The following is a 22,548-nucleotide window of genomic DNA, read 5'->3' on the forward strand; positions in this document are numbered from 1 at the left end:
CATCCATGGATAATTGGATACAAAAATACAAAAGGTGCTGCCGATGCAATTTGCCCCCGCTTACGTTGACCGCCAGCCCCTTACCGCCGAGGAGGAGGCCTACAACTTCCTGCTTGATGCCATTTGCAGTGGCCGCTACCGCAAGGGCGACCGGCTGATTGCCGAAGACATCGCCAGTGAAATAGGCATGAGCCGCATGCCGGTGCGCGAAGCCTTTCGCCGCCTGGATGCCCAGGGTCTGGTCACCCTCAGGCCCAACCGCGGCGCCGTCGTCAGCGGTCTGGATATCGACGAGTTGCACGAAGTCTTCGAGATGCGCAGCGCCCTCGAGGGCCTGGCAGTACGTGTGGCCGTCAGCCGGATCGGCGAGCGCCAATTGGCCGCACTGGAACGCATGCTCGACGAGATGGACGATTACCGCGACGAAAGCGCCGCCTGGGTCGGCCGCCACCGCGCCTTCCACGAATACCTGTGCAGCCTCAGCGGCCGTCCGCGCTTGATGAAGCAGATCTCGGCGCTGTACTCGCTGGTGGAAGCGCCCATGCGCCTGTGGCTGCAACACGGTGACAAACCCCTCAGCGCCCGCGAAGAACACGCGGTGATCCTTGATGCGATCCGCGCCGGTGATGCCGCTCGCGCCGAAGCCGTGGTGCGCGAACACATCGAAGGCACCGTGCCGGCGCTGATCCAGTTTTTGCAGTCGGAAAAATAATCAGAGGTGGGCCCAAGCCCACCCGTGTTTTGACTTTGAGTCCTGCCCCGTTAACCAACGAACTGGAGTGTCTGGTCATGCATAAACGCCGCGCCTTGCTGGTGGCTGTCTCCCTCGGCATCTGTACCCAATGGGCCTCTGCTGCGCCCCAGGTGCCGGAGCGCTTGAAGAACGCCGACAAACTCGTCTACTGCTCGGGGATGGATTCACCGCCCCTCGTGTCCTTCGATGAAGCGCAGAAACCGCGCGGGCTCACCGTCGACCTGGGCCTGGAAATCGCCAAGCGCCTGGGCGACAAACAAGTGCAGTGGCGGGTGATTCCGTTCTCCGGCCTGGTGCCGGCCTTGCTCGCCCAGCAGTGCGACATGATCGTCGACCAACTGTTCGACAAGCCCGAACGGCGCCAGGTGATCGACATCGTCAACTACATGTACTCCAGCCAGTCGGTGGTGGTGCCCAAGGGCAACCCCAAAGGCATCAAGGCGCTGGATGATCTGTCCGGGCACAAGGTCGCGGTGCTCAACGGCTCCACCATCAAGACCCTGCTCGACGCGCAAAACGACACCCTCACCAAGGCCAGCAAGCCGCCGATGAAGCTGGTGGTCTACAACACCGACACCGATGCCTTCCAGGCCCTGCGCATCAGCCAGGTCGACGCCTACGGCACCACCGTGGAAACTGCCGGTTACTACGCCGCCATGGCCCCCGACCTGTTCCAGGAAGGCGTACCCGCCTTCAGCCGCATCCTCACGGGCCTGGGCATGCGCAAGGACGATCCGCAACTCACTGCCGCCGTGCAGCAGGTGATCAGCGACATGCGCAGCGACGGCAGCTACGTGGCGTTGCTGAATAAATGGCATGTCAGCAGCGACACTCTCGACTGAGGTTTCCAGCCATGAACTTCAATTGGGATGTGTTCTGGCAGTACCTGTTGCAGCCCAGCGGGGTGTACCTCACCGGGCTCTGGCTGACGTGCCTGATCGCGGTGTCGGCGATGCTGCTGGGTTGCGTGCTGGGCTTGGCGGCGGCGCTGTTGCGCCTGTCGAAGAACCCGCTGCTGCACCTGCCGGTACGCTTTTATGTGTGGTTGATGCGCGGCACGCCACTGCTGGTGCAGATCGTGTTCCTGTACACGGCGCTGGCGGCGGGCGGGATTTTTCGCTTTGAGGACATCGAGCTGTTCGGCCTGATCGTGCCGGGCAATATCCAGGCGGCCATCATCGCTCTGGGCCTCAATGAAGGCGCGTACATGGCCGAGATCATCCGCGCTGGCATCGGTGCCGTGGACAAGGGCCAGTACGAAGCCGGGCGCTCCCTGGGCATGGGCTTTGCCAAGTTGATGCGACGCATCGTGCTGCCCCAGGCGTTCCGCGTGATCGTGCCGCCTCTGGGCAACGAGTTCAACGTGATGCTCAAGAACACCACCCTGGTCAGCGTGATCGGCGTGCAGGAGTTGCTGCTCAGCACCCAGATGGTCACCTCGGCGACGTTCCGCGTGTTCGAGTTGTACCTGGTGGTCGCGATCTACTTCTTGATGCTCACCACGCTCTGGGGCTTCTTCCAGCGTTGGCTGGAGGCGCGTTTCGGCCAGTCCGACCGACCTTCCGCACCGCCTCCCGCGTCCAGCCGCATGTTCGGGCGCAGCACCTTGAAACTGCTGAGAGGACGCTGACCATGGCGCACCAAAGTGAAGAACTGATCATCGAAGCCCTCGACCTGCACAAGTCGTTTGGCGACCTGCAGATTCTCAAGGGCATCTCCCTGCAAGTACGACGTGGCGAAGTGGTGGTGCTGATCGGCGCCTCGGGTTCGGGCAAGACCACTTTCATTCGCTGCATCAACCTGCTCGAAGACATCCAGGGCGGGCGCATCCGCGTCAACGGCCGCGCCATGGGCTATCGCGAACGCAGCGACGGCAGCCTGGTGCGCGACTCGGAACGCAATATTGCCCGCCAGCGCCGCGACATTGGGATGGTGTTCCAACGCTTCAACCTGTTCCCTCACATGACGGCGCTGGAAAACATCATCGAAGCACCGATTCACGTGCTCGGCACGCCACGCGCCGTAGCCTTGGAACAGGCCCGTGGCTTGCTGGCGCGGGTGGGCCTGGCGGACAAGGCCAGCCATTACCCGTCGATGCTTTCCGGCGGCCAGCAACAGCGGGTGGCGATTGCTCGCGCCCTGGCGATGAAACCCCAGGCCATGCTGTTCGACGAACCCACCAGCGCCCTCGACCCGGAAACCGTCGGCGAAGTGCTGCAAGTGATGAAGGAGCTGGCCGAGGAGGGCATGACCATGGTGGTGGTCACCCACGAAATGGGCTTTGCCCGTGAAGTGGCCGACCGCGTGGTGGTGCTCGACCAGGGCGAGCTTATCGAACAAGGGCCGCCGGAACAGATCTTCAGCCACCCCAGCCATCCCCGTACCCGGGCCTTTCTCAGCCGCGTGTTATGACCCTTACAAGGAACTGTGCCATGCGTTTATCGAGCGTGTTTGCGGCGCTGTGCTATGCCGTTGTTGTGCCCATGGGCCAGGCTGCCGACTCGGTGGTCAAGGTCTACAACTGGTCCGACTACATCGGCCCTGACACTCTGAAGAACTTTGAGCAAGACAGCGGCATCAAGGTGCAATACGACATTTTCGACACCAACGAAATGCTCGAAGCCAAGTTGCTCTCCGGGCACTCGGGCTACGACGTGGTGGTGCCGTCCAGCCAGTTCCTGTCCAAGCAGATCCGCGCCGGTGCGTACCAGCCGCTGCAACGCAATTTGCTCGACAACTGGAAGCACCTCGACCCGCGCCTGATGCAACGCCTGCAAGCTGCCGACCCAGGCAACCGCTACGCTGTGCCGTACATGTGGGGCACCGTGGGCATCGGCTACAACGCAGAGAAAGTGCGCGCCGTGCTGGGTAAGGACGCGGTGCTGGATTCGTGGTCGATGGTCTTCGAGCCGGCCAATCTGGCCAAGCTCAAAAGCTGCGGCGTGGCGTTCCTCGATGCGCCGGTGAAGATCATCCCCCAGGTCATGCTTTACCTCGGCCTGGACCCCAACAGCACCAAGCCCGACGACTATAAGCAGGCCTCGACGCGGCTGATGGCGCTGCGCCCGTCGGTAACCTACTTCAACTCCTCGAAATACACCGCCGACCTGGCCAACGGTGATATCTGCGTGGCAGTGGGGTATTCCGGCGACGTGATGCAGGCCCAGAGCCGCGCCAAGGAAGCCGGTAAGAATATCGACATCCGCTACCTGATCCCCAAGGAAGGCGTGAACCTGTGGTTCGACATGCTCGCCATTCCCAAGGACGCCGCCAACCCAACCAATGCCCACGCCTTGATCAACTACCTGCTGCGCCCCGAGGTGATCGCGCCCGTCAGCGACTACGTGGGCTATGCCAACCCGAACAAAGACGCCACGCCCCTGATGGACCCCAAGGTCAGTGGCAACCCGGGCATCTATCCCGGTGATGACGTGATCAACCACACCTTTGTCTCCGCCGACCTGCCGGAAAACATCCAGCGCCTGATGACCCGGGAATGGAACCGCATCAAGTCCGGCCAATGAATCGAAGAGTCCCTGCCATGTTGAAATTTTCTGCTCACGAGTATCCCTATCCCTCCCAACGCCAGAGCGTGTTCGCCAGGCGCGGCATGGTCGCGGCTTCCCAACCTTTGGCCGCCCAGGCCGGCATCGAGATCATGCAAAAGGGCGGCAACGCCATCGATGCGGCCATCGCCACGGCGGCCGCGTTGACCGTGGTGGAGCCCACCGGCTGTGGCCTGGGGGGCGATGCGTTTGCCTTGGTCTGGTGCAAGGGCCAGCTGCATGGTTTGAATGGCAACGGCCACGCGCCGGCCGCCTTGAGTATCGAGGCGGTGAAAGCGGCGGGGCACGACCAGATGCCGCTGTATGGCTGGACGCCGGTCACTGTGCCCGGCTGCCCATCGGCCTGGGCCGAGCTGTCCCAGCGCTTCGGCCAGTTGCCGTTTGCCGAGTTGCTGCAACCGGCCATCCGCCTGGCGCGTGACGGGTTCCCGCTGTCGCCGGTGATCGCCCAGCTGTGGCAGGCCGCGCTGGATGAGTTCAGCCCCCACCGTGACCCGGTCCTGGAGGCCTGGTTCGACACCTTCCTGATGGACGGCCGCGCACCTCGCGCCGGGGAGATATTCCGCAACCCGGCCCAGGCCCGCACCCTCGAAGAACTCGCCGCCACCCGGTGCGAAAGCCTGTATCGCGGCGCCCTGGCCGAACGCCTGGACGCCCATTCGCGTGCCAGTGGCGGCTACCTGCGGGCCAGCGACCTCAAGGACTACCGCGCCCAGTGGGTGGACCCGATCCACATCAATTATCGGGGCGTGGATGTGTGGGAAATCCCCCCGAGCGGCCAAGGCCTGGTGGCGTTGATGGCGCTCAAGATCCTCGAAGGTTTCAGCTTCGATCACCGCGACAGCCAGCAGACCTGGCACCGCCAGTTGGAGGCCATGAAGCTTGCCTACAGCGACGGTCTGCACTACATCACCGACCCGCTGCACATGCGCGTGGCCGTGGCGGATTTGCTCAGTGATGATTACAGCCGCCGGCGCCGCGCCCAGATCGGCGAGCACGCCCAGCCGCCCAAACCTGGCGACCCCCATGCCAGTGGTACGGTGTACCTGGCCACGGCCGACGCCGAGGGCAACATGGTTTCGTTCATCCAGAGCAACTACCACGGCTTCGGTTCCGGCGTGGTGCTGCCTGACAGCGGCATTGCCCTACAGAACCGAGGGCAGGAATTCAGCCTCGATCCGGCCCATGCCAACTGCCTGGCGCCGGGCAAGAAAACCTTCCACACCATCATCCCCGGCTTCCTCACCAAAGACGGCCAGGCCCTCGGCCCGTTTGGCGTGATGGGCGGCTACATGCAGCCCCAGGGGCATGTGCAGATGGTGATGAACCTGGTGGATTTCGGCCTCAACCCGCAAGCGGCGTTGGATGCACCGCGCTGGCAATGGCTGGGTGACATGAAGGTCGGCATCGAACAGGGCGCCTCCCGCGACCTCGCCAACGCCCTGGCGCGGCGCGGCCACAAGGTGCAGATCGACAGTGACCTCACCGACTATGGCCGCGGGCAGATCATCCTGCGCGACCCGGTCAGCGGAGTGCTGTACGGCGGCACCGAACCTCGCACAGATTCCCATATCGCGGTGTGGTAACCCGGCTCCAACCTTCACCGGCGCCGCGGTTCACCCTGACACACCGCGGCGCGGGGCAAGCCCGCTCACTACAGATTTCGCCCACCTCCAACCTCACCCACATCCTGTAGTGAGCGGGCTCGCCCCGCGCCGCGGCCTACCCGACACCCTATCCTCACCTGACACACCACAGCGCGGGGCAAGCCCGCTCACTACAGATTCTGGGGGATTCACAGATTTTGGGGAGGCCTTGATAAAATAATTGAACAAGCCTGTCCCTTTTTTTGCCGTCACCGGTCATTCCAGGTAAGTGAACAAAATCGAGAGCTTCCTCCAATGCCCGTTGTCCGTCCCTTGCTCAAGTTGAGCCTGCTGCTGAGCCTCAGCGCCAGCCCGTTCTTCGCCGCCGTCAGCTATGCCGAAGACACCACAACCCGCCGCAGCTACCAGGTGCCGGCCGGCAGCCTGAGCGCGGCGCTTACCCGTTTTGCCGGTTTGGCGGGGGTCAACCTGTCGGTAGACCCTGCCTTGGTCAGCGGGCGCACCAGCAGCGGTTTATCGGGCGAGTTCGGGGTGGAGGAGGGCTTTGCCCGCCTGCTGCAAGGCTCCGGCCTGCAGCTGCAATCGATGGGCGCGCAGGCCTACATGCTGGTGCCGGCGCCGGACGGCAGTACGTTGGAACTGGCACCGACCTCAATCCTCGGCACCACCGGCCTGTACGACGGCGATACCTACGCCGGTGGCCAGGTGGCGCGTCGCACTGCGCAGGGCATGCTCGGTACGCGGGACTTCATGGAGACCCCGTTCAGCATCACCACCTACACCGCCGAAGCGGTGAAAAACCAACAGGCCCGCACCCTGGGCGACCTGATCGCCGCCGACCCGTCGGTACGCGCCACCAACCCGGCCGGTGGGCGTTACGAGCAGTTCACCATTCGCGGCTTCAGCCTGTTCAACAGTGATGTGGCCTACAACGGTCTCTACGGCGTGCTGCCCACCTACACCATCGACATGGAAATGGCCGACCGCGTCGACATCCTCAAAGGCCCCAGCCAATTGATCAACGGCATCTCGCCAAGGGGCAGCGTGGGCGGCGGGATCAACGTGGTGCCCAAGCGCGCCACCGACAAGGACATCAACTCGTTCACCGGCACCTGGGCCTCCGAAAGCCAGGCGGGCGGGGCGGTAGACGTGGGGCGGCGCTTTGGTGAAGACAATAAATTCGGTATCCGCTTCAACGGCGTGAAACAGGCGGGCGACACCGACTGGGACCACCAGAGCGTCGACCGCGAAATGGCCGTGCTGGGCCTGGATTTCCGTGGCGAGCGCCTGCGCCTTTCCACCGACATCGGCCACACCGAACGCAACACCGACGCGCCCCAGGAGCGTGTCCAGGTCGCGGCTGCCGCGCCCGTGCCCAGCGCCAACGACGTGCGCCATAACTATGCGCAAGCCTGGAGCAAGGCGCGCACCAAGGACACCTTTGGTACGTTCAACGCTGAATATGATGTGAGCGATGATGTGATGCTGTACGGCGGTGTCGGCTTACGCAAAAGCAACCACGACTTCCTGCGTCATGCGGTCTCCGTCAGCAATGCGGCAGGTGATTTCAGCGTGCTGCCGCGTGACTTCACCCGCGATGAAAACGTGCGCACCTACACGGCTGGCGTGCGCAACTGGTTCCACACCGGGCCAGTGAGCCACGAGGTCAACCTGGCCGCCAGCTACTTCGACATGGACTTCACCAACGGCGGCGCACGTTATGCCGCCGCGCCGAGCAATCTCTACAACCCCGTGCAAACCCCGACACCGTCCACGGCGACGCGACAAGACGCCAAGGTCTACACCGAAAACAAGTTCAGTGGCGTGGCACTCTCCGACACCCTGGGCTTCTTCGACGACCGCCTGTTGCTCACCCTCGGAGCACGCTGGCAGCGGGTCAAGGTGGATGACTGGAGCGATGGCATCAAGGGCGACACCGCCTACGACGAAGAAAAAGTCTCGCCGTCGGGCGGGCTGCTGTTCAAGGCCACCGACAAGCTGTCGCTGTACGCCAACTACATGGAAGGCTTGAGCCAGGGCAAGATCGCGCCGTCCACCTCGATCAACGAAGACCAGATCTTCCCGCCCTTCATCAGCCGCCAGGTGGAAGTGGGCGCCAAGTACGACGCCGGCGCCTTCGCGGTCACGGCCGCCGTGTTCCGCATCAAGCAGCCAGCCTATGAAACCAACGCCACCACGCGGGTGTTCGGCCCCAATGGCAAGCGCCAGAACACCGGGGCGGAACTGAGCGTGTTCGGCGAACCGCTCAAGGGTGTGCGCTTGCTCGGCGGTGTGATGTACATCGACAGCAAACTCCAAAACACCACCAACGGCACCTGGGACGGCAACCGCGCCCCGGCCACGCCCAAATACAACGTCAACCTGGGCGCCGAGTGGGATGTGCCGGGGCTGGAAGGCCTGACCCTGACCAGCCGTGGCATTTACTCCAGCTCGCAGTACCTGGACCAGTCCAACGTCAAGGAAATCGACGCCTGGAACCGCCTCGACGTGGGCGCGCGCTACGCCTTCAAAGTGGACGATAAACACGTGACCCTGCGCGCGAACGTGGAGAACGTCGCCGATAAACGTTACTGGAGCTCGGCCGGTGCCTCGGATGACAGCGAACCGGGGCTCACCTTGTCGACCCCTCGTACCTACCTGCTTTCCGCCACGGTCGACTTCTAACCGCTGATCCTGATGCATGTGGGCTTGTGTGGGAGCTGGCTTGCCTGCGATGGCATCACCTTGGTACATCTGACACCCCGAGGCGCCTGCATCGCAGGCAAGCCAGCTCCCACAGAAAGCTCACCCAATGCCCGATGGGCGGCGCCAATGAGAATGTTTTTTGATTGCGCCGCCACGATATGGAATAGTACCCGCCGTTTTCCCCGGCCCGTCTAGCCGGGGTGTTTTAACGCCGAGGACCTTGCCATGCGACTGCTGCGCTCCATCCCGACCCTTGCCGCCTGCCTCCTGGCGTTGTCTTCAAGCGTACTGAACGCTGCCCCCATCGACCTCAATGACGGCCAGCACACCGTGCATCTGCCCGACGCGCCCAAGCGCGTGGTGGTGCTGGAATTCTCCTTTCTCGACAGCCTCGCCGCCGTCGATGTGACCCCGGTAGGCGCCGCCGATGATGGTGATGCCAATCGCGTATTGCCTCGTGTACGCCAGGCCATCGGCCAATGGACATCCGTGGGCCTGCGCTCGCAGCCGAGCATCGAGGAAATCGCGCGGCTCAAGCCGGACCTGATCGTCGCCGACCTCAACCGTCACCAGGCGTTGTACAGCGACCTGTCGAGCATCGCACCCACCTTGTTACTGCCGTCACGCGGGGAAGATTACGAGGGCAGCCTCAAGTCCGCCGAATTGATCGGCAAGGCCCTGGGCAGGAGCCCGCAGATGGAAGCGCGAATCCAGCAGAACCGTGCAAACCTCAAGGCCATTGCCCAGCAGATTCCCGCCGGCGCCAGCGTGTTGTTCGGCGTTGCCCGTGAAGACAGCTTCTCCGTGCACGGCCCGGACTCCTACGCCGGCAGCGTGCTGCAAGCCATCGGGCTGAAAGTGCCGTCGGTACGCACCAACGCCGCGCCCACCGAGTTCGTCAGCCTGGAACAACTGCTGGCGCTGGACCCGGGCTGGCTGCTGGTGGGTCATTACCGCCGCCCCAGCATTGTCGATACCTGGAGCAAACAACCCTTGTGGCAAGTGCTCGGCGCGGTTCGCAACAAGCACGTAGCCGAAGTGGACGGCGACAGCTGGGCGCGTAATCGGGGCGTGTTGGCCTCCGAGCAGATTGCTGAAGATGCGCTGGCGATTCTCAAGGGCGGCAACGCCGTATTGAGCCAATAACCGTGCAGCGTAGTCTCGCCGCCCTCGGCATTGTGCTGCTGGGGGTCCTGTTGTTCTGGTACTCGCTGTACAGCTGGTCGCCGTTCGTGATCACCCCGGCAGATGCCTGGAATGGCCTGGTGCACCAGGGCAGCGTGGGCGGCAACATGGCCTACATCGTCGCCCAGTTGCGCGTGCCGCGTGCGGTGTGCGCAGCGTTGGTCGGCGCCTGCCTGGGCCTAGCCGGCGCGCTGATGCAGGGCATTACCCGCAACCGCCTGGCTTCGCCGTCGTTGTTTGGCGTGACGGCCGGCGCGGCGCTCGGCTTGGCGCTGTTTTCCACCGGTCTGGTGGCGCTGCCGTTTGCCGGTGGCGCGCTGTTGATGACCTGCGTGGGTGGTGCGCTGGCCTGGATCACCGTGTTCAGTCTGGGCGGTGCGTGGTCGCCGGCCACGGCGCAAGGGCGGCTGGTATTGGCCGGCGTCGCCGTCGCCGCGTTGTGCGCGGCACTGACTCGGCTCACGGTGATCCTGGTCGAAGCCCAGGCGCAAAGCGTGCTCAACTGGCTGGCCGGTTCGTTGGCCAATGTGGGCGCCGCGCAAGTTCAGCTGCTGTGGCCGTGCACCCTGATCGGTGGCCTGTGGGCGCTGTGGTGCGCGCCGCGCTTGAACCTGATCAACCTCGGCGAAGACGCCGCTCGCTCCCTGGGGGTCGGCATCGCCAGCCTGCGCCTGCAGGTGTTTGTCGCCAGCCTGTTGCTGGTGGGCGCGAGTGTCTGCGCGGTGGGGCCGATTGGCTTTGTCGGGTTGATTGCGCCGAACATCATTCGCCAGTTCCTGGGCAACGACTACCGCTGGCTGATCCCCCTGAGTGCCGCCTTGGGCGCGGTGATCGTGCTGGGCGCCGACCTGCTCAGCCGCGCCGTGGCGTTCCCGGTGGAAACCCCGGCCGGCGTGGTCACTGCGCTGATCGGTGCACCGTTCTTCCTGTTTCTTGCCAGGCGCACCCTATGATCCGCCCTCGATTGCGCCTGTGGCTGCTGCTCGCCTTGTTGCTGCTGGCGACCTTTATCAGCCTCAGTGCCGGTACCTTGTGGCTCAAGCCCGCCACCGTGCTGGAGCGCCTGCTGGCCCACGATGCCCTCGACTTCGAGGTGTGGAACCACCGCCTGCCGCGCAGCCTGATCGCAATCCTGGCCGGTGCCGCCTTCGGCCTGGCCGGGGCGATTGTGCAGGGCGTGATCCGTAACCCGCTGGCCTCGCCGGAAATCCTCGGCGTGACCCAGGGCGCAGGCCTGGCGCTGACCGTGGCGATCATCAGTTGGCCGCACTTGCCGATTGCCTGGTTGCCGCTGGTGGCCTGCCTGGGCGGTGCCGGTGGTGCGTTACTGCTGGCGCTGTACAACACCGGCGTGAGTTTTTCCGGCGTGCGTTTTGCGCTGTCCGGGGTGGCGATTGCGGTGACCTTGTCCAGCGTCACCGAGTTTCTGATCCTGTCCCACCCGCTGGACATCAACACCGCCTTGCTCGCCCTCACCGGCAGCCTGTGGAGCCGCAACTGGCACCATGTGGCGCTGGTGTTGCCGTTCCTGCTGCTGATCCCGCTGGGCCTGTGCCTGGCCAAGCCGCTGAACCTGATCGCCCTGGGCGATGAAGCGGCCCATAGCCTGGGCACAGCGTTACGGCGTACGCGCTGGCTGGCGATGGCCTGCGCGGTGCTGCTCACCAGCCTCGGTGTCGGCGTGATCGGGCCAATCGGCTTTATCGGCCTGGTCGCGCCGCATATGGCGCGGCGCCTGGTGGGCGGGCATCACCAGTGGCTGTTGCCCGCCGCGATGCTGATTGGCGCGCTGCTGCTGGTGCTGGCCGACACGCTGGGGCGCACGTTGATTGCGCCCAGTGAAATCCCCGCCGGGGTGCTCACAGCGGTGATCGGCGCGCCGTATTTTCTTTGGTTGCTGGCACGGTTCAAGGGCTGATCCCATGAGTATTCTTCAAGCACGACAGCTCGACATCGGCTACGGCGACACCCGCATTGTGCAAGGTCTGTCGTTCACGCCGCCCGCCGGAAAAGTCACCGCGCTGATCGGCCCCAATGGTTGCGGCAAGTCCACCTTGCTCAAGACGTTCGCACGCATCCTCAAACCGAGCGCGGGCGAACTGACCCTGGACGGCCAGGCCTACGCCAGCCTGTCCGCCCGCCAGTTGGCGCAGCAGATCGCCTTTTTGCCGCAAGTGCTGCCGGTGCCCGAAGGGGTCAGCGTGCGCCAGTTGGTTGCCTATGGCCGCAGCCCGCATAACTCATTGTGGGGGCGCTTGAGCGGCAGCGATCAGTCCCATGTGACACAGGCCATGCAACGCCTGGAACTGGACGTTTTGGCCGACCGAGCGCTGGCGGACTTGTCCGGCGGCCAGCGCCAACGTGCCTGGCTCGCCATGGTGCTGGCGCAAAACGCGCCGGTGGTGTTGCTGGATGAACCCACCACCTACCTCGACATCAGCCATCAGGTTGAGCTGTTGGACCTGATGGGGGAGTTGGCCGCCGAGGGCAAGACCGTGATCACCGTGCTGCACGACATCAACCAGGCCTGCCGTTATGCCGACCACCTGGCCGTGATGCATGGCGGTCGCCTGGTGGCCGATGGCGCCCCGGCTGCGGTCATCAGTGTTGGATTGATGCGCCAGGTATTCGATGTGCAAGTACAAATCATCAATGAACCAGTGGCTGGCACGCCCATGTGCCTGATAGAAAAGAGCGCCCGTTAATTGTTATTGCCGCCCTGACTTCCCCAACTAATAAAAACCTGTAGTGAGCGGGCTTGCCCCGCGCCGCGGTGTGCCAGGAAAAGTTGAGGCATCAGGTCTCCCGCAGCACAGCCCAAGCCCAAAAACCACAAGGCCTGCGCCAGCACTGTCACGGAAATCCGGGACAGATGATGGCCATTCATTTCAGTTTGTTTCCCCATCTCAGGAACTAGCGTTGCAACTTCCAGTCGATTAACCCGGCCAACTTTGTCTCCGGGCGTGGCTAACTAATGGCACTTATCAGTAGTTCCAAATAGCCATACTTTCTCGCAACCAGACACCCAACATTATGTCGTCAGCCCTTATCGATGCCTGCCATATGCAGATACCGCACACAGACCAAGTGTGCGCGTGGCTGAGGCAGCACGCTGGGTTGAAAACCGTTGATCTGGAACGTGCCCAGCGCCTGTCCACAGATGCCAGCGACCTGCTGGGCCTGCTCACGCGCCTGGGCCTGGTCTCCGAGATCGAACTGGCCAGCGCCTGGGCCCACCTGCTGAACGCGCCGCTATTGTTGGCGGATACCGCGCCCCCGGTGCTCGACCCATTGCCCCCACTCACCGAACGCTTCATGCGCCACTACCAAGTGGTGCCCATGGGCTGGAGTTCAGACGGCCTGCACGTTCTGGCCGCTCACCCGGCGCAGCATTATGCCTTCCAGGCGTTGGCCTACGCCTGCCAGGTGCCGGTGTGGCTGGCCGTCGGCCCGCGCACCGAAGTCGACACGCTGATCGAACGCTATTACGGCCAGGGCCGTTCGGCCATGGGCACCCTCATCGAAAACCTCGATGAGCGCAGCGGTGCGCTGGAAGACATCGAACACCTCAAGGACATGGCCTCCGAAGCCCCGGTGATTCGCCTGGTCAACCTGATCCTCCAGCGCGCCGTGGAACAGCGGGCCTCAGACATCCACATCGAACCCTTCGAAAACCAGCTCAAGGTGCGCTACCGCATCGACGGCGTGCTGCATGAGGCGGAGGCGCCACCGGCCAGCTCGTCGGCGGCAGTGATCTCGCGGGTGAAGATCATGGCGCGCCTGGACATTGCCGAACGCCGGCTGCCCCAGGATGGGCGCATCATGCTGCGCATCCAGGGCAAGGCGCTGGACCTGCGGGTGTCCACCGTGCCCACCAGTTTTGGCGAGTCGGTGGTGATGCGCCTGCTGGATCGCCAGACCGTGCAGTTCGATTTTCAGCACTTGGGTTTCGACGGCCAGCGCCTGGCGGCCTTCCTCGACTTGCTGGAACGGCCCCACGGTATTCTGCTGGTGACCGGGCCCACCGGCTCGGGCAAGACCACCACGCTGTACACCGCGTTGTCGCGGCTCAACACCGCCGAGCGCAAGATCATCACCGTGGAAGACCCGGTGGAATACCAGCTCGAAGGCATCAACCAGATCCAGGTCAAGCCCGCCATCGGCCTGGATTTCGCCGGGGCGTTGCGTTCCATCGTGCGCCAGGACCCGGACGTGATCATGATCGGCGAGATCCGCGACCTGGAAACCTGCCGCATCGCCATCCAGTCTTCCCTCACCGGCCACCTGGTGCTCTCCACCCTGCACACCAACAGCGCCGCGGCCAGCATTACCCGCCTGCTCGACATGGGCGTCGAAAGCTACCTGATCGCGTCGACCGTCAGCGGCATCCTCGCGCAACGCCTGGTGCGACGCCTGGACCCGGCCACGCGCACAGCATTCGAAGCGCCCCCGGAGTTGATCGCAGAACACGGCCTGGACCGCTTGACCGACACGCGCCCGATCCTGCTTTACCGGGGCCGTTATGAAGGCCGCAGCGCCCTCACTGAATTGCTGGTGATGAACGACGAATTGCGCAGCCTGCTGATGCGTCACGCCGACGCCGCCACCCTGGAGCAGGCCGCGCGCCGCGCCGGTTTGCGCACCTTGCATGAAGAAGGTTTGCGCCAGGCGCTGGCAGGCATCACGTCACTGGAAGAAGTGTTGCGCGTCACCCGGGGAGAGGGCGCGTGAGCCTGTTCAAGTTCCGTGCCCTGGACAGCCAGGGCGCTGCCCACAACGGCACGCTTGAAGCCAAGGACCAGGCTGCCGCTGTTGCCCTCTTGCACAAGCGTGGCCTGCTGTTGTTGCAGATCGAGTCGGCGGGCGGCCTCAGGTCGAACGCGACGCGCGGGCGGTTGAAGGGCGCGGCACTGGTGAGTTTCACCCAGCAGCTGGCAACGCTGCTGGGCGCCGGCCAGCCCCTTGAGCGCTCGCTGGGCCTGCTGCTCAAGCAGCCCGGCCAGCCGCAGGTGCGGGCGTTGATTGAGCGCATCCGCGATCACGTCAAGGCCGGCAAACCGTTGTCGATTGCGCTGGAAGAGGAGGGTAGCTGCTTCTCGCCGCTGTACCTGAGCATGGTGCGCGCCGGTGAAGCCGGTGGTGCGCTGGAAGGCACCTTGCGCCAGCTCGGCGACTACCTGGAACGCAGCCAGTTGTTGCGCGGCGAGGTCATCAATGCGCTGATCTACCCGGCCTTTCTGGTGGTCGGCGTGCTGGGGTCCCTGGCGCTGTTGCTGGCGTATGTGGTGCCGCAGTTCGTGCCGATTTTCGAGGACCTCGGCGTGCCGATTCCCCTGATCACCGAGGCGATCCTTGCGCTGGGCGAGTTCCTCAGCCGCTATGGCTGGGCGGTGCTGGCCGGGTTGCTGGTGATTGCCTGGGGGCTCGCCGCTCGCCTGCGCGATCCCCGGCACCGGGAAGCCTTCGACCGACGCCTGCTCGGTGTGCGCGTGATTGGCCCGCTGTTGCAACGGGTCGAAGCCGCCCGGTTGGCGCGCACCCTCGGCACCCTGCTGAGCAACGGGGTGGCGTTGCTGCAAGCCCTGGTGATTGCCCGGCAAGTCTGCAGCAACCGCGCGTTGCAGGCGCAAGTCGCGGTCGCGGCCGAGTCGGTCAAGGGCGGCGGCACCCTGGGCGCCGCCTTTGGCACTCAACCCCTGTTGCCCGACCTGGCCCTGCAAATGATTGACGTCGGCGAACAGGCCGGGGAACTGGACAGCATGTTGCTCAAGGTCGCCGACATCTTCGACGTCGAAGCCAAGCGCGGTATTGACCGCCTGCTCGCCGCCCTGGTGCCGTCGCTGACCGTGGTCATGGCCGTGCTGGTGGCGGTGATCATGCTCGCGATCATGCTGCCGCTGATGAGCCTCACCAGCCATTTATGAAGGAGCAGACCCCATGAAAACCTCACGCCGCCAAGGCGGTTTTACCTTGCTCGAAATGCTCGCGGTGATCGTGCTGCTGGGCATCGTCGCGACCATTGTGGTGCGCCAGGTTGGCGGCAATGTGGACAAGGGCAAGTACGGCGCCGGCAAGGCCCAGCTCGCCAGCCTGAGCATGAAGATCGACAGCTATGCGCTGGACGTCGGCTCGCCGCCCGGCACCCTGCAACAGCTGGTGGACAAGCCCGGTAGCTACGCCAAGCCTTCGGACCTCAAGGACCCCTTCGGGCATGCCTTCGGCTATCGCTTCCCCGGTGAGCATGGGCCTTTCGACCTGATTTTCTACGGCCGTGACGGCCAGCCCGGTGGCGAAGGCTACAACGCCGACCTGGGCAACTGGGAATAACCGGCCCATGGCCCAGCGCGGCTTTACCTTGCTGGAGATGCTGGTGGTCATCCTGTTGATCAGCCTCGCCGCCAGCTTGCTTGGCCTGGGTGTGCGCCAGGGGCTGCAGGTCGCCAAGGAACGCCGTGCCGTCGGGCAGATGGTGGAGGCGTTGCGTGCCACACGGGCCGGGGCAATTATTGGCGGCCAAGCGGCGCGCACCGAATTTGACCTGCACGCCAGGACATTCCAGGCGCCGGGGCGTACGGCCCAGCAATGGCCCGAGCCGTTGCAGGTGACCTTGCACACGGCCGAACAGGTGGGGCCGGCTGTCGAGTTCTACCCCGACGGCAGCTCCACCGGGGGCAACCTGCTGCTGGCCAGCGGCACCCGGCGTTGGCGCATCGATGTCGGCTGGCTCACCGGCAGCGTGCAGTCAAAGGCCCTGCCATGAAGCGCCAGGCCGGTTTCACCCTGCTGGAAATGCTCGCTGCGCTGACGCTGATGGCGGTGTGCAGCAGCGTGTTGCTGGTGGCGTTCGGGCAGAGTGCGCGTTCGCTGTCCCAGGTGGCCCACAGTGATCGGCTCACGCACGCCGCGCTGTCGATTTTTGATCAGGAGGCGGCGGGGCGCTTGAGTGTCGGCGTTCGCCAGGGCGAGTTGGATGGCATTCACTGGCAACTGAACTGCACCCGCCAGCAACCCCAGGTGTTTCGCCTCGATTTGAGCCTTCGCGAGGGCTCGCACCAGGCGCGTTTCAGCACCTTGAAGGCACGCCTGTGAAACACCGCGAGCAAGGCTTCACGCTGCTGGAAATCCTGGTGGTGCTCAGCCTGCTCGCCGTGTTGCTGGTGCTGGTGGGCGGGGCATTACTGGGGGCTAATCGCGCGGTGTCCAAGGCCCAGCGCTACACGGTGAACCTGGACGAGGTGCGCGCTGCCCAGCGGTTCTTGCGCACGGCCATCGGCGAAGCGCTGCCGTTGAGCGGGGTAGACCACGCGGCTGCAACGGAAGGTTTTTTTGTCGGTGCACCCGAGCATTTGCAGTTCGTCTCGACCTTGCCCGGGGTGCTGGGTGGCGGGATTCAGCGTTTCACCGTGCAACGCGTCGAGAGGGATTTGCAGGTGGGTTTCTCCGACCGCGAACCTCAGGTGTTGCTTCACGATCTAGACGGCCTGCAATTGAGTTATCGCGGCATCTCCCCGTTGGGGCAGGCCACCGGCTGGCTCAATGAGTGGCCGTGGCCCAGGCGCTTGCCTGACGCGGTGCGCATCGCTGCTCAGCTCAACGGGCCGGTGCCGTGGGTTACTCAAGTGATTGCGCTGCGCTTGAACCTGGCCAGCGGGGCGGCGGGAGAATGAAGTGTCAGCGCGGTGCAGCCCTGCTGCTGGTGCTGTGGGTGTTGGCGTTGCTCAGTGTGTTGCTGGGCGGGCTGGTGGGCTGGGTGCAGCTGGAGAGCCGCCAGGCGCTGTGGTTTCGTCAACATACCCAGACTGTCCTGGCCGCCGAAGCCGGTATCGCGTTGGCCATGACTGACCCGCGCCGGGTGGTCGACGGACGTCAGATTGCCCTGACGTTCGATGACGCCCACCTGCACGTCAGCCTGCGCAGCGAGCGCGGTAAGTTGTACCTGGTCAACGCCGAGGCGGATGACTTCATGCGCCTGGCCCTGGCGTGCGGGGCCAGCCAGGCCCAGGCGAGCGCGTTGGCCAAGGCCCTCGAAACCCGACGCAACCAGGGCTTGGCGCCGTTCCGCGTACTGGAAGAAGTGCGCCAGCTGCCGGGCATGACGCAAGCGCTCTACAGCCAACTACTGCCCGAAATCACCTTGTGGAGCGACCTGGATCGCCCCGACGCCGCTTTTGCCAGCCCGCTGATGCGCAAGGCCCTCAACCTGCCGCAACAGAAGGCCGAGGGCGCCGACCCTGGCCTGGTGTTGCAGGTCGACAGCCGCGCTGAGCGTCCGGGCGGGTATCAGGCGCGCGTGCAAGCCACCGTTTTATTGAGCCCCTCGGAGGACAGCGCACAACCCTACCGGGTGGTGCGGTGGCAAGAATGAATCGACTGGAACCCCTTGCCCGGCATTGGCGCGGCAGCCTGTTGCAACAGGGCTGGCGCCTGTGGCTGGCTGAATTACGCGCCTGTGTGCCGGGCTGGCTGGCCCTTCACGAGCCGCCCGAGCAGCGTCATCACTGGCCGTTGAGCGAGCCGGTTGCGCCGGGCAACACGCGCCAGGTGCTGGTGTTGGCCACCGACGCCGTGTTGCTGCAAACCGTGCAGTTGCCCCTGGCGGCGTCGCGCAACCTCACCGCCGTGGTGGGCTATGAGCTGGACCGCTACACCCCGTTCAACGCCGATCAGCTGTACTTCGTCGCGCAGCCGCTGAGCCGCACACCGGCCCATCTGGAGGTGCGGCTGGTGGCGATCCTGCGCGAACACCTCGACCGGATTCTCGCCGATTGCACTGCCCTTGGCCTGCAGCCCCACCGCGTGGAAGTGGGCGACCTCGGTGTCGACTTGCTGCCCGCGCCGTTGCGACCGCGTCAGCACCCACCGGGCAAGGGTTTGCAACGCAGCCTGCCGTGGCTGTGCGGGGCCTTGCTGATCGCGGCGATGCTGCTGTGGCTCAACGACCGCCAGCGCGTGCTCGACGTCATGCAGGCCAGTGTCCAGCAACAGAAAACCCAGGTCGCCGAGGTGCACGCCCTGCGCCAGCAATTGCTCAACACCCGGGGTGCAGCGCAGTACCTCACCCGCCGCAAACTGGCGCAGCCCCCGCTGGCCGCGCTGCTTAATGACCTGACCACCTGCCTGCCGGCCGACACCTGGATCGACCAGTTGGACGTGAAAGACGGAGAAGTCTCGTTCTCTGGGCAAAGCGCCAAGGCCAGTGGCCTGATCACGCGGATCAAGGGCTGTCATCGCCTGGAAAACGCCCAGTTCGAAGGGGTGATTCAACCGGATGCGCGCACCGGCAAGGACCAGTTTGCCTTGCGTGCCCACCTGCGCCAGGAGGTGGCCGATGCGCCGACCCCTCACACCCCGTGAACGTCGCGGTTCGGCGTTGCTGATCCTGGCGCTGGTCGTGGGCGCTGCCTACTGGCTGTTGATCGACAGTTGGTTCGCCGGGCCGTTGCGCGAGATGGGCGAGCGCGCCGATCAGTTGCGCGAGCAGCAGCAACGCTATGCCGGCGTGCTGCGCCAGGGCGATGCGCTGCGCGAGCAATTGCAGCAGGCGCGCCAGGACCCGGCCAGCAGCACCAGCCTGTTGTCGGGAGACGATCCTGATGTGGTCGCGGCCGACCTGATGCAGCGCCTCGCCGACTTGATCAACAGCTATGCCGACCTTGGCGGCGGCTGCCGCCTGACCCAGCGCAAACCCATCACCCCGGAGCAGGATGACGGCGAGCCGTATCGCCAGGTCAAGGTCAGCCTCACGCTGAACTGCGCCATCGAACCCTTGGAGGCGCTGTTGCATGAACTGGAATACCAGCCGCCGTTTCTATTCGTCGACGAGTTGCGTATCCGCCGCAGCCAGCAGGCCCCGGCCATTGGTGGCGCGGGGCAGCTGGTGGTGCACCTGCTGGTGCGCGGTTACCTGCAACCAGCGCGGGTGACGCCATGACGAGCGTACTGCGCCCCCTGGAATGGGGCCTGCTCGGCCTGGCCGGGTTGCTGGGTGTGTTGATGGCGGTGATCCTCAGCAGCATCGGCGACGAACCGCAGTGGCTGCCCGAACCCAGCGCCCCGGCCCAGCCTTCGAGCCGTGTGCAAACAGCCCCGAGTATCGCGCTGCAAGACCTGGCCGCCACTTGGCAAACCCCGCTGTTCAGCCCTGATCGCAGCCCCGACCGTGTGGTGGGTAAGGCCCAGGTGTCGAGCCTGGCCAACCTCACCCTCAGCGGGATCATGATCACCGGCAACCTGCAGATGGCGATGCTCAAACCGGCCAGTGGCCCGACCCTCACGGTGCGCCTGGGCCAGGTGCTGCCCAATGGTTGGCGCCTGGAACACCTCACCCCGCAATACGCCCGATTCAGCCTGGACGGCCGCACCCAGACCTTGAGCCTTTACGCCAAGCGCTTGCCGCCGCCGTCCAGCCGCCCCCCGATGACTTTGCCCCGCGAGCCTCTCCCTTGATCGATATGCGCACCTCAACGTTTTGCCTGGCCACCGCTCTTGCCTTGAGCGGCTGCGGCTCCTTTCCAGACCGTGCCGACCCGGATGAGGACCTGATGCACGAGGCCCTGCAGGGCACCGGCGCGCAACGCCCGCCGCTCGAGCAGTCGGTGGCCGAAAGCCCGCAGCCGTCGATAAAAACGCCGCCGCAGCGCCAGTTGATACGCGGTAGCCAGCAGTTCGTGCGTGCACCCGGTGCGGCGCTGAGCGCACAGGAGGAGGGCGGCGACATCGTGTTCAACTTCGCCGACCAACCCATCGAAGCGGTGATCAACAGCGTGATGGGCGACCTGCTGCACGAGAACTACAGCATCGCCCAGGGCGTGAAGGGCAGCGTGAGTTTTTCCACCTCCAAGCCGGTGAGCAAGCAGCAGGCACTGTCGATCCTCGAGACCCTGCTGTCCTGGACCGACAACGCCATGATCCGCCAGGGTTCGCGCTACGTGATCCTGCCGGCCAACGAGGCCGTGGCCGGCAAACTGGTGCCGCAGATGCGCGTGGCCCAGCCGCCCAGCGGGCTCTCGGCACGGTTGTTCCCGCTGCGCTATATCTCAGCCACCGAGATGCAAAAACTGCTCAAGCCTTTCGCTCGCGAGAATGCATTCCTGCTGGTGGACCCGGCGCGCAATGTGTTGAGCCTAGCCGGTACACCGGAAGAGTTGGCCAATTATCAGGACACCATCGACACCTTTGACGTGGACTGGCTCAAAGGCATGTCGGTGGGCGTGTTTGGCCTGCAACGCGCGTCGGTGGCCGAGCTGATGCCCGAGCTGCAACACCTGTTCGGCCCCGACAGCGGCATGCCCCTGGCGGGCATGCTGCGGTTCCTGCCGATCGAGCGCACCAACTCGGTGGTGGCGATTTCGTCCCAGCCGCAGTACCTCAGTGAAGTGGGGGATTGGATTCGCACCATCGACGAGGGCGGCGGCAACGAGCCGCAGATGTATGTCTACGACGTGCGCAACATGAAAGCCGCCGACCTGGCCAAGTACCTGCGGCAGATCTACGGCACCGGCGCGATCAAGGACGACACGCCGGCCAAGGTGGCGCCGGGGTTGCGCACCACCACCCTGGCCTCGCCCGGCATGGGCGGCTTGCAGAACACACCCCCGATGGCGGATGAGCCCGAACCTGAGCCGGAAGAAAAGACCGTCGCCCCCAGCAGCGACCTCGAAGCCGGCACGCGGATTACCGCACAACAGAGCAGTAACCAACTGCTGGTGCGCACACGTCCGGCGCAATGGAAGGAGATTGAAGCGGCAATCAAACGGCTCGACAACCCGCCACTGCAGGTGCAGATCGAGACGCGCATTCTGGAAGTGAAACTGAGCGGTGAACTGGACCTGGGCGTGCAGTGGTACCTGGGGCGTCTCGCCGGCAATTCCGCCAGCACCACGGTGGCCAACGCCTCCGGCAGCCAGGGCGCGCTGGGCGGCGGCGGGGCGGGGCTGGGGGCGACGGACTCGTTGTTCTATTCGTTTGTCAGCTCCAACCTGCAAGTGGCCCTGCATGCTCTGGAAAAGAACGGGCGCACCCAGGTGCTGTCGGCGCCGTCGCTGGTGGTGATGAACAACCAACCGGCGCAGATCCAGGTGGGGGACAACATTCCCATCAGCCAGACCACCGTGAATACCGGTGTGTCGGATACGACGTTGAGCAGTGTGGAGTACGTGCAGACGGGGGTGATCCTGGACGTGGTGCCGCGGATCAACCCGGGTGGGTTGGTGTACATGGACATCCAGCAGCAGGTCAGCGATGCGCAGGATACGGCGGCTAACAGCGACACGCCGGTGAACCCGCGGATCTCGACGCGCTCGGTGTCGACCCAGGTGGCGGTGCAGAGTGGGCAGACGGTGTTGCTCGGGGGGTTGATCAAGCAGGACAACGCTGAGGGGGTGAGTGCGGTGCCTTACCTGGGGAAGATTCCGGGGTTGCGCTGGTTGTTTGGGAGTACCAGCAAGTCCAAGGCGCGCACGGAGTTGATTGTGTTGATTACGCCTCGGGTGGTGACCAACAGTGGGCAGGCGCGGGAGGTGACGGATGATTATCGGGAGCAGATGCGGTTGTTGCGGCCCTCTTTGGACCGGTAGATCGGGGGCATATCCGTTATCTGTGTGATGGCTGATATTGGTTCCGCTCTTACAGCGGGTCACTTTTGGAAAAGAGCCCCAAAAGTAACCAAAAGGGCTCTTGCCCCAACACTCGGTGCCTCGCCTAGGCTCGGCATGCCCTCACTCCGGCTTGA

The 22,548-nt window shown here is 64.5% G+C and carries 22 protein-coding genes; all 22 read left to right on the plus strand.

Annotation, left to right across the window (positions count from 1 at the left end; all coding sequences use genetic code 11):
* The first annotated feature begins 43 nt into the window (after nt 1–43).
* The 22 genes from AC07OV_RS22950 to gspD all read left to right on the plus strand — a co-directional run bounded on the left by AC07OV_RS22950 (nt 44) and on the right by gspD (nt 22,393).
* Nucleotides 44–712 (plus strand): GntR family transcriptional regulator, encoded by a 669-nt coding sequence (locus AC07OV_RS22950; RefSeq protein WP_494998548.1) that lies wholly within the window; start codon nt 44–46, stop codon nt 710–712.
* A gap of 77 nt (nt 713–789) precedes the next feature.
* Entirely contained in the window at nt 790–1,596 is an 807-nt protein-coding gene (locus tag AC07OV_RS22955) for an ABC transporter substrate-binding protein (protein ID WP_494998549.1), read from the plus strand.
* 11 nt (nt 1,597–1,607) lie between these two features.
* A complete protein-coding gene (locus AC07OV_RS22960; protein WP_176998767.1) occupies nt 1,608–2,384 on the plus strand; it encodes an amino acid ABC transporter permease in 777 nt (258 codons plus the stop codon).
* Nucleotides 2,385–2,386: 2 nt separating this feature from the next.
* Nucleotides 2,387–3,166 carry an amino acid ABC transporter ATP-binding protein gene (locus AC07OV_RS22965; protein ID WP_494998550.1) on the plus strand — a complete coding sequence of 260 codons (780 nt, stop codon included), beginning with the start codon at nt 2,387–2,389 and terminating at the stop codon, nt 3,164–3,166.
* A gap of 20 nt (nt 3,167–3,186) precedes the next feature.
* A complete protein-coding gene (locus AC07OV_RS22970) occupies nt 3,187–4,278 on the plus strand; it encodes a polyamine ABC transporter substrate-binding protein (RefSeq protein ID WP_494998551.1) in 1,092 nt (363 codons plus the stop codon).
* 17 nt (nt 4,279–4,295) lie between these two features.
* The gene (locus tag AC07OV_RS22975; protein WP_495093035.1) at nt 4,296–5,906 is read left to right on the plus strand and encodes a gamma-glutamyltransferase family protein; all 1,611 of its coding nucleotides are present in this window, start codon (nt 4,296–4,298) and stop codon (nt 5,904–5,906) included.
* 315 nt (nt 5,907–6,221) lie between these two features.
* A complete protein-coding gene (locus AC07OV_RS22980) occupies nt 6,222–8,612 on the plus strand; it encodes a TonB-dependent siderophore receptor (RefSeq protein ID WP_495093036.1) in 2,391 nt (796 codons plus the stop codon).
* A gap of 246 nt (nt 8,613–8,858) precedes the next feature.
* Complete coding sequence (locus AC07OV_RS22985; protein WP_176998772.1) at nt 8,859–9,779, plus strand: Fe(3+) dicitrate ABC transporter substrate-binding protein FecB; 921 nt, start codon at nt 8,859–8,861, stop codon at nt 9,777–9,779.
* 2 nt (nt 9,780–9,781) lie between these two features.
* Nucleotides 9,782–10,771: an iron-dicitrate ABC transporter permease FecC gene (gene fecC / locus AC07OV_RS22990; protein WP_494998555.1), complete on the plus strand. Its 990-nt coding sequence runs from the start codon at nt 9,782–9,784 to the stop codon at nt 10,769–10,771.
* Nucleotides 10,768–11,736: an iron chelate uptake ABC transporter family permease subunit gene (locus AC07OV_RS22995; RefSeq protein ID WP_495093037.1), complete on the plus strand. Its 969-nt coding sequence runs from the start codon at nt 10,768–10,770 to the stop codon at nt 11,734–11,736. Before fecC ends, AC07OV_RS22995 begins: the two co-directional genes overlap by 4 nt.
* Nucleotides 11,737–11,740: 4 nt before the next feature.
* A complete protein-coding gene (gene fecE / locus AC07OV_RS23000; RefSeq protein ID WP_494998557.1) occupies nt 11,741–12,523 on the plus strand; it encodes a Fe(3+) dicitrate ABC transporter ATP-binding protein FecE in 783 nt (260 codons plus the stop codon).
* A 328-nt stretch (nt 12,524–12,851) separates the two neighbouring features.
* Nucleotides 12,852–14,549, plus strand: a complete 1,698-nt coding sequence (gene gspE, locus AC07OV_RS23005) for a type II secretion system ATPase GspE (RefSeq protein WP_495093038.1) — start codon at nt 12,852–12,854, stop codon at nt 14,547–14,549.
* On the plus strand, nt 14,546–15,742 hold the full coding sequence (gene gspF, locus AC07OV_RS23010) for a type II secretion system inner membrane protein GspF (protein WP_495093039.1): 1,197 nt from the start codon (nt 14,546–14,548) through the stop codon (nt 15,740–15,742). The genes gspE and gspF overlap by 4 nt, the downstream gene beginning before the upstream one ends.
* Nucleotides 15,743–15,755: 13 nt before the next feature.
* Nucleotides 15,756–16,145 carry a type II secretion system protein GspG gene (locus AC07OV_RS23015; RefSeq protein ID WP_495093040.1) on the plus strand — a complete coding sequence of 130 codons (390 nt, stop codon included), beginning with the start codon at nt 15,756–15,758 and terminating at the stop codon, nt 16,143–16,145.
* Nucleotides 16,146–16,152: 7 nt separating this feature from the next.
* The gene (locus tag AC07OV_RS23020; RefSeq protein WP_494998560.1) at nt 16,153–16,578 is read left to right on the plus strand and encodes a GspH/FimT family pseudopilin; all 426 of its coding nucleotides are present in this window, start codon (nt 16,153–16,155) and stop codon (nt 16,576–16,578) included.
* Complete coding sequence (locus tag AC07OV_RS23025; RefSeq protein WP_494998561.1) at nt 16,575–16,907, plus strand: type II secretion system protein; 333 nt, start codon at nt 16,575–16,577, stop codon at nt 16,905–16,907. Before AC07OV_RS23020 ends, AC07OV_RS23025 begins: the two co-directional genes overlap by 4 nt.
* On the plus strand, nt 16,904–17,485 hold the full coding sequence (locus AC07OV_RS23030; protein ID WP_494998562.1) for a prepilin-type N-terminal cleavage/methylation domain-containing protein: 582 nt from the start codon (nt 16,904–16,906) through the stop codon (nt 17,483–17,485). Before AC07OV_RS23025 ends, AC07OV_RS23030 begins: the two co-directional genes overlap by 4 nt.
* Nucleotides 17,482–18,183 carry a type II secretion system minor pseudopilin GspK gene (locus AC07OV_RS23035; RefSeq protein ID WP_494998563.1) on the plus strand — a complete coding sequence of 234 codons (702 nt, stop codon included), beginning with the start codon at nt 17,482–17,484 and terminating at the stop codon, nt 18,181–18,183. Before AC07OV_RS23030 ends, AC07OV_RS23035 begins: the two co-directional genes overlap by 4 nt.
* Nucleotides 18,180–19,172, plus strand: coding sequence for a PilN domain-containing protein (locus AC07OV_RS23040; RefSeq protein ID WP_495093041.1), 993 nt, complete (start codon nt 18,180–18,182; stop codon nt 19,170–19,172). Before AC07OV_RS23035 ends, AC07OV_RS23040 begins: the two co-directional genes overlap by 4 nt.
* Nucleotides 19,147–19,749, plus strand: a complete 603-nt coding sequence (gene gspM, locus AC07OV_RS23045) for a type II secretion system protein GspM (protein WP_495093042.1) — start codon at nt 19,147–19,149, stop codon at nt 19,747–19,749. Before AC07OV_RS23040 ends, gspM begins: the two co-directional genes overlap by 26 nt.
* On the plus strand, nt 19,746–20,264 hold the full coding sequence (locus AC07OV_RS23050; protein WP_495093043.1) for a type II secretion system protein, XpsN-like: 519 nt from the start codon (nt 19,746–19,748) through the stop codon (nt 20,262–20,264). Before gspM ends, AC07OV_RS23050 begins: the two co-directional genes overlap by 4 nt.
* Nucleotides 20,265–20,269: 5 nt before the next feature.
* Entirely contained in the window at nt 20,270–22,393 is a 2,124-nt protein-coding gene (gene gspD / locus AC07OV_RS23055; RefSeq protein WP_495093044.1) for a type II secretion system secretin GspD, read from the plus strand.
* Nucleotides 22,394–22,548 lie beyond the last annotated feature (155 nt).

Source organism: Pseudomonas sp. GW821-FHT09A09 (assembly GCF_059418405.1).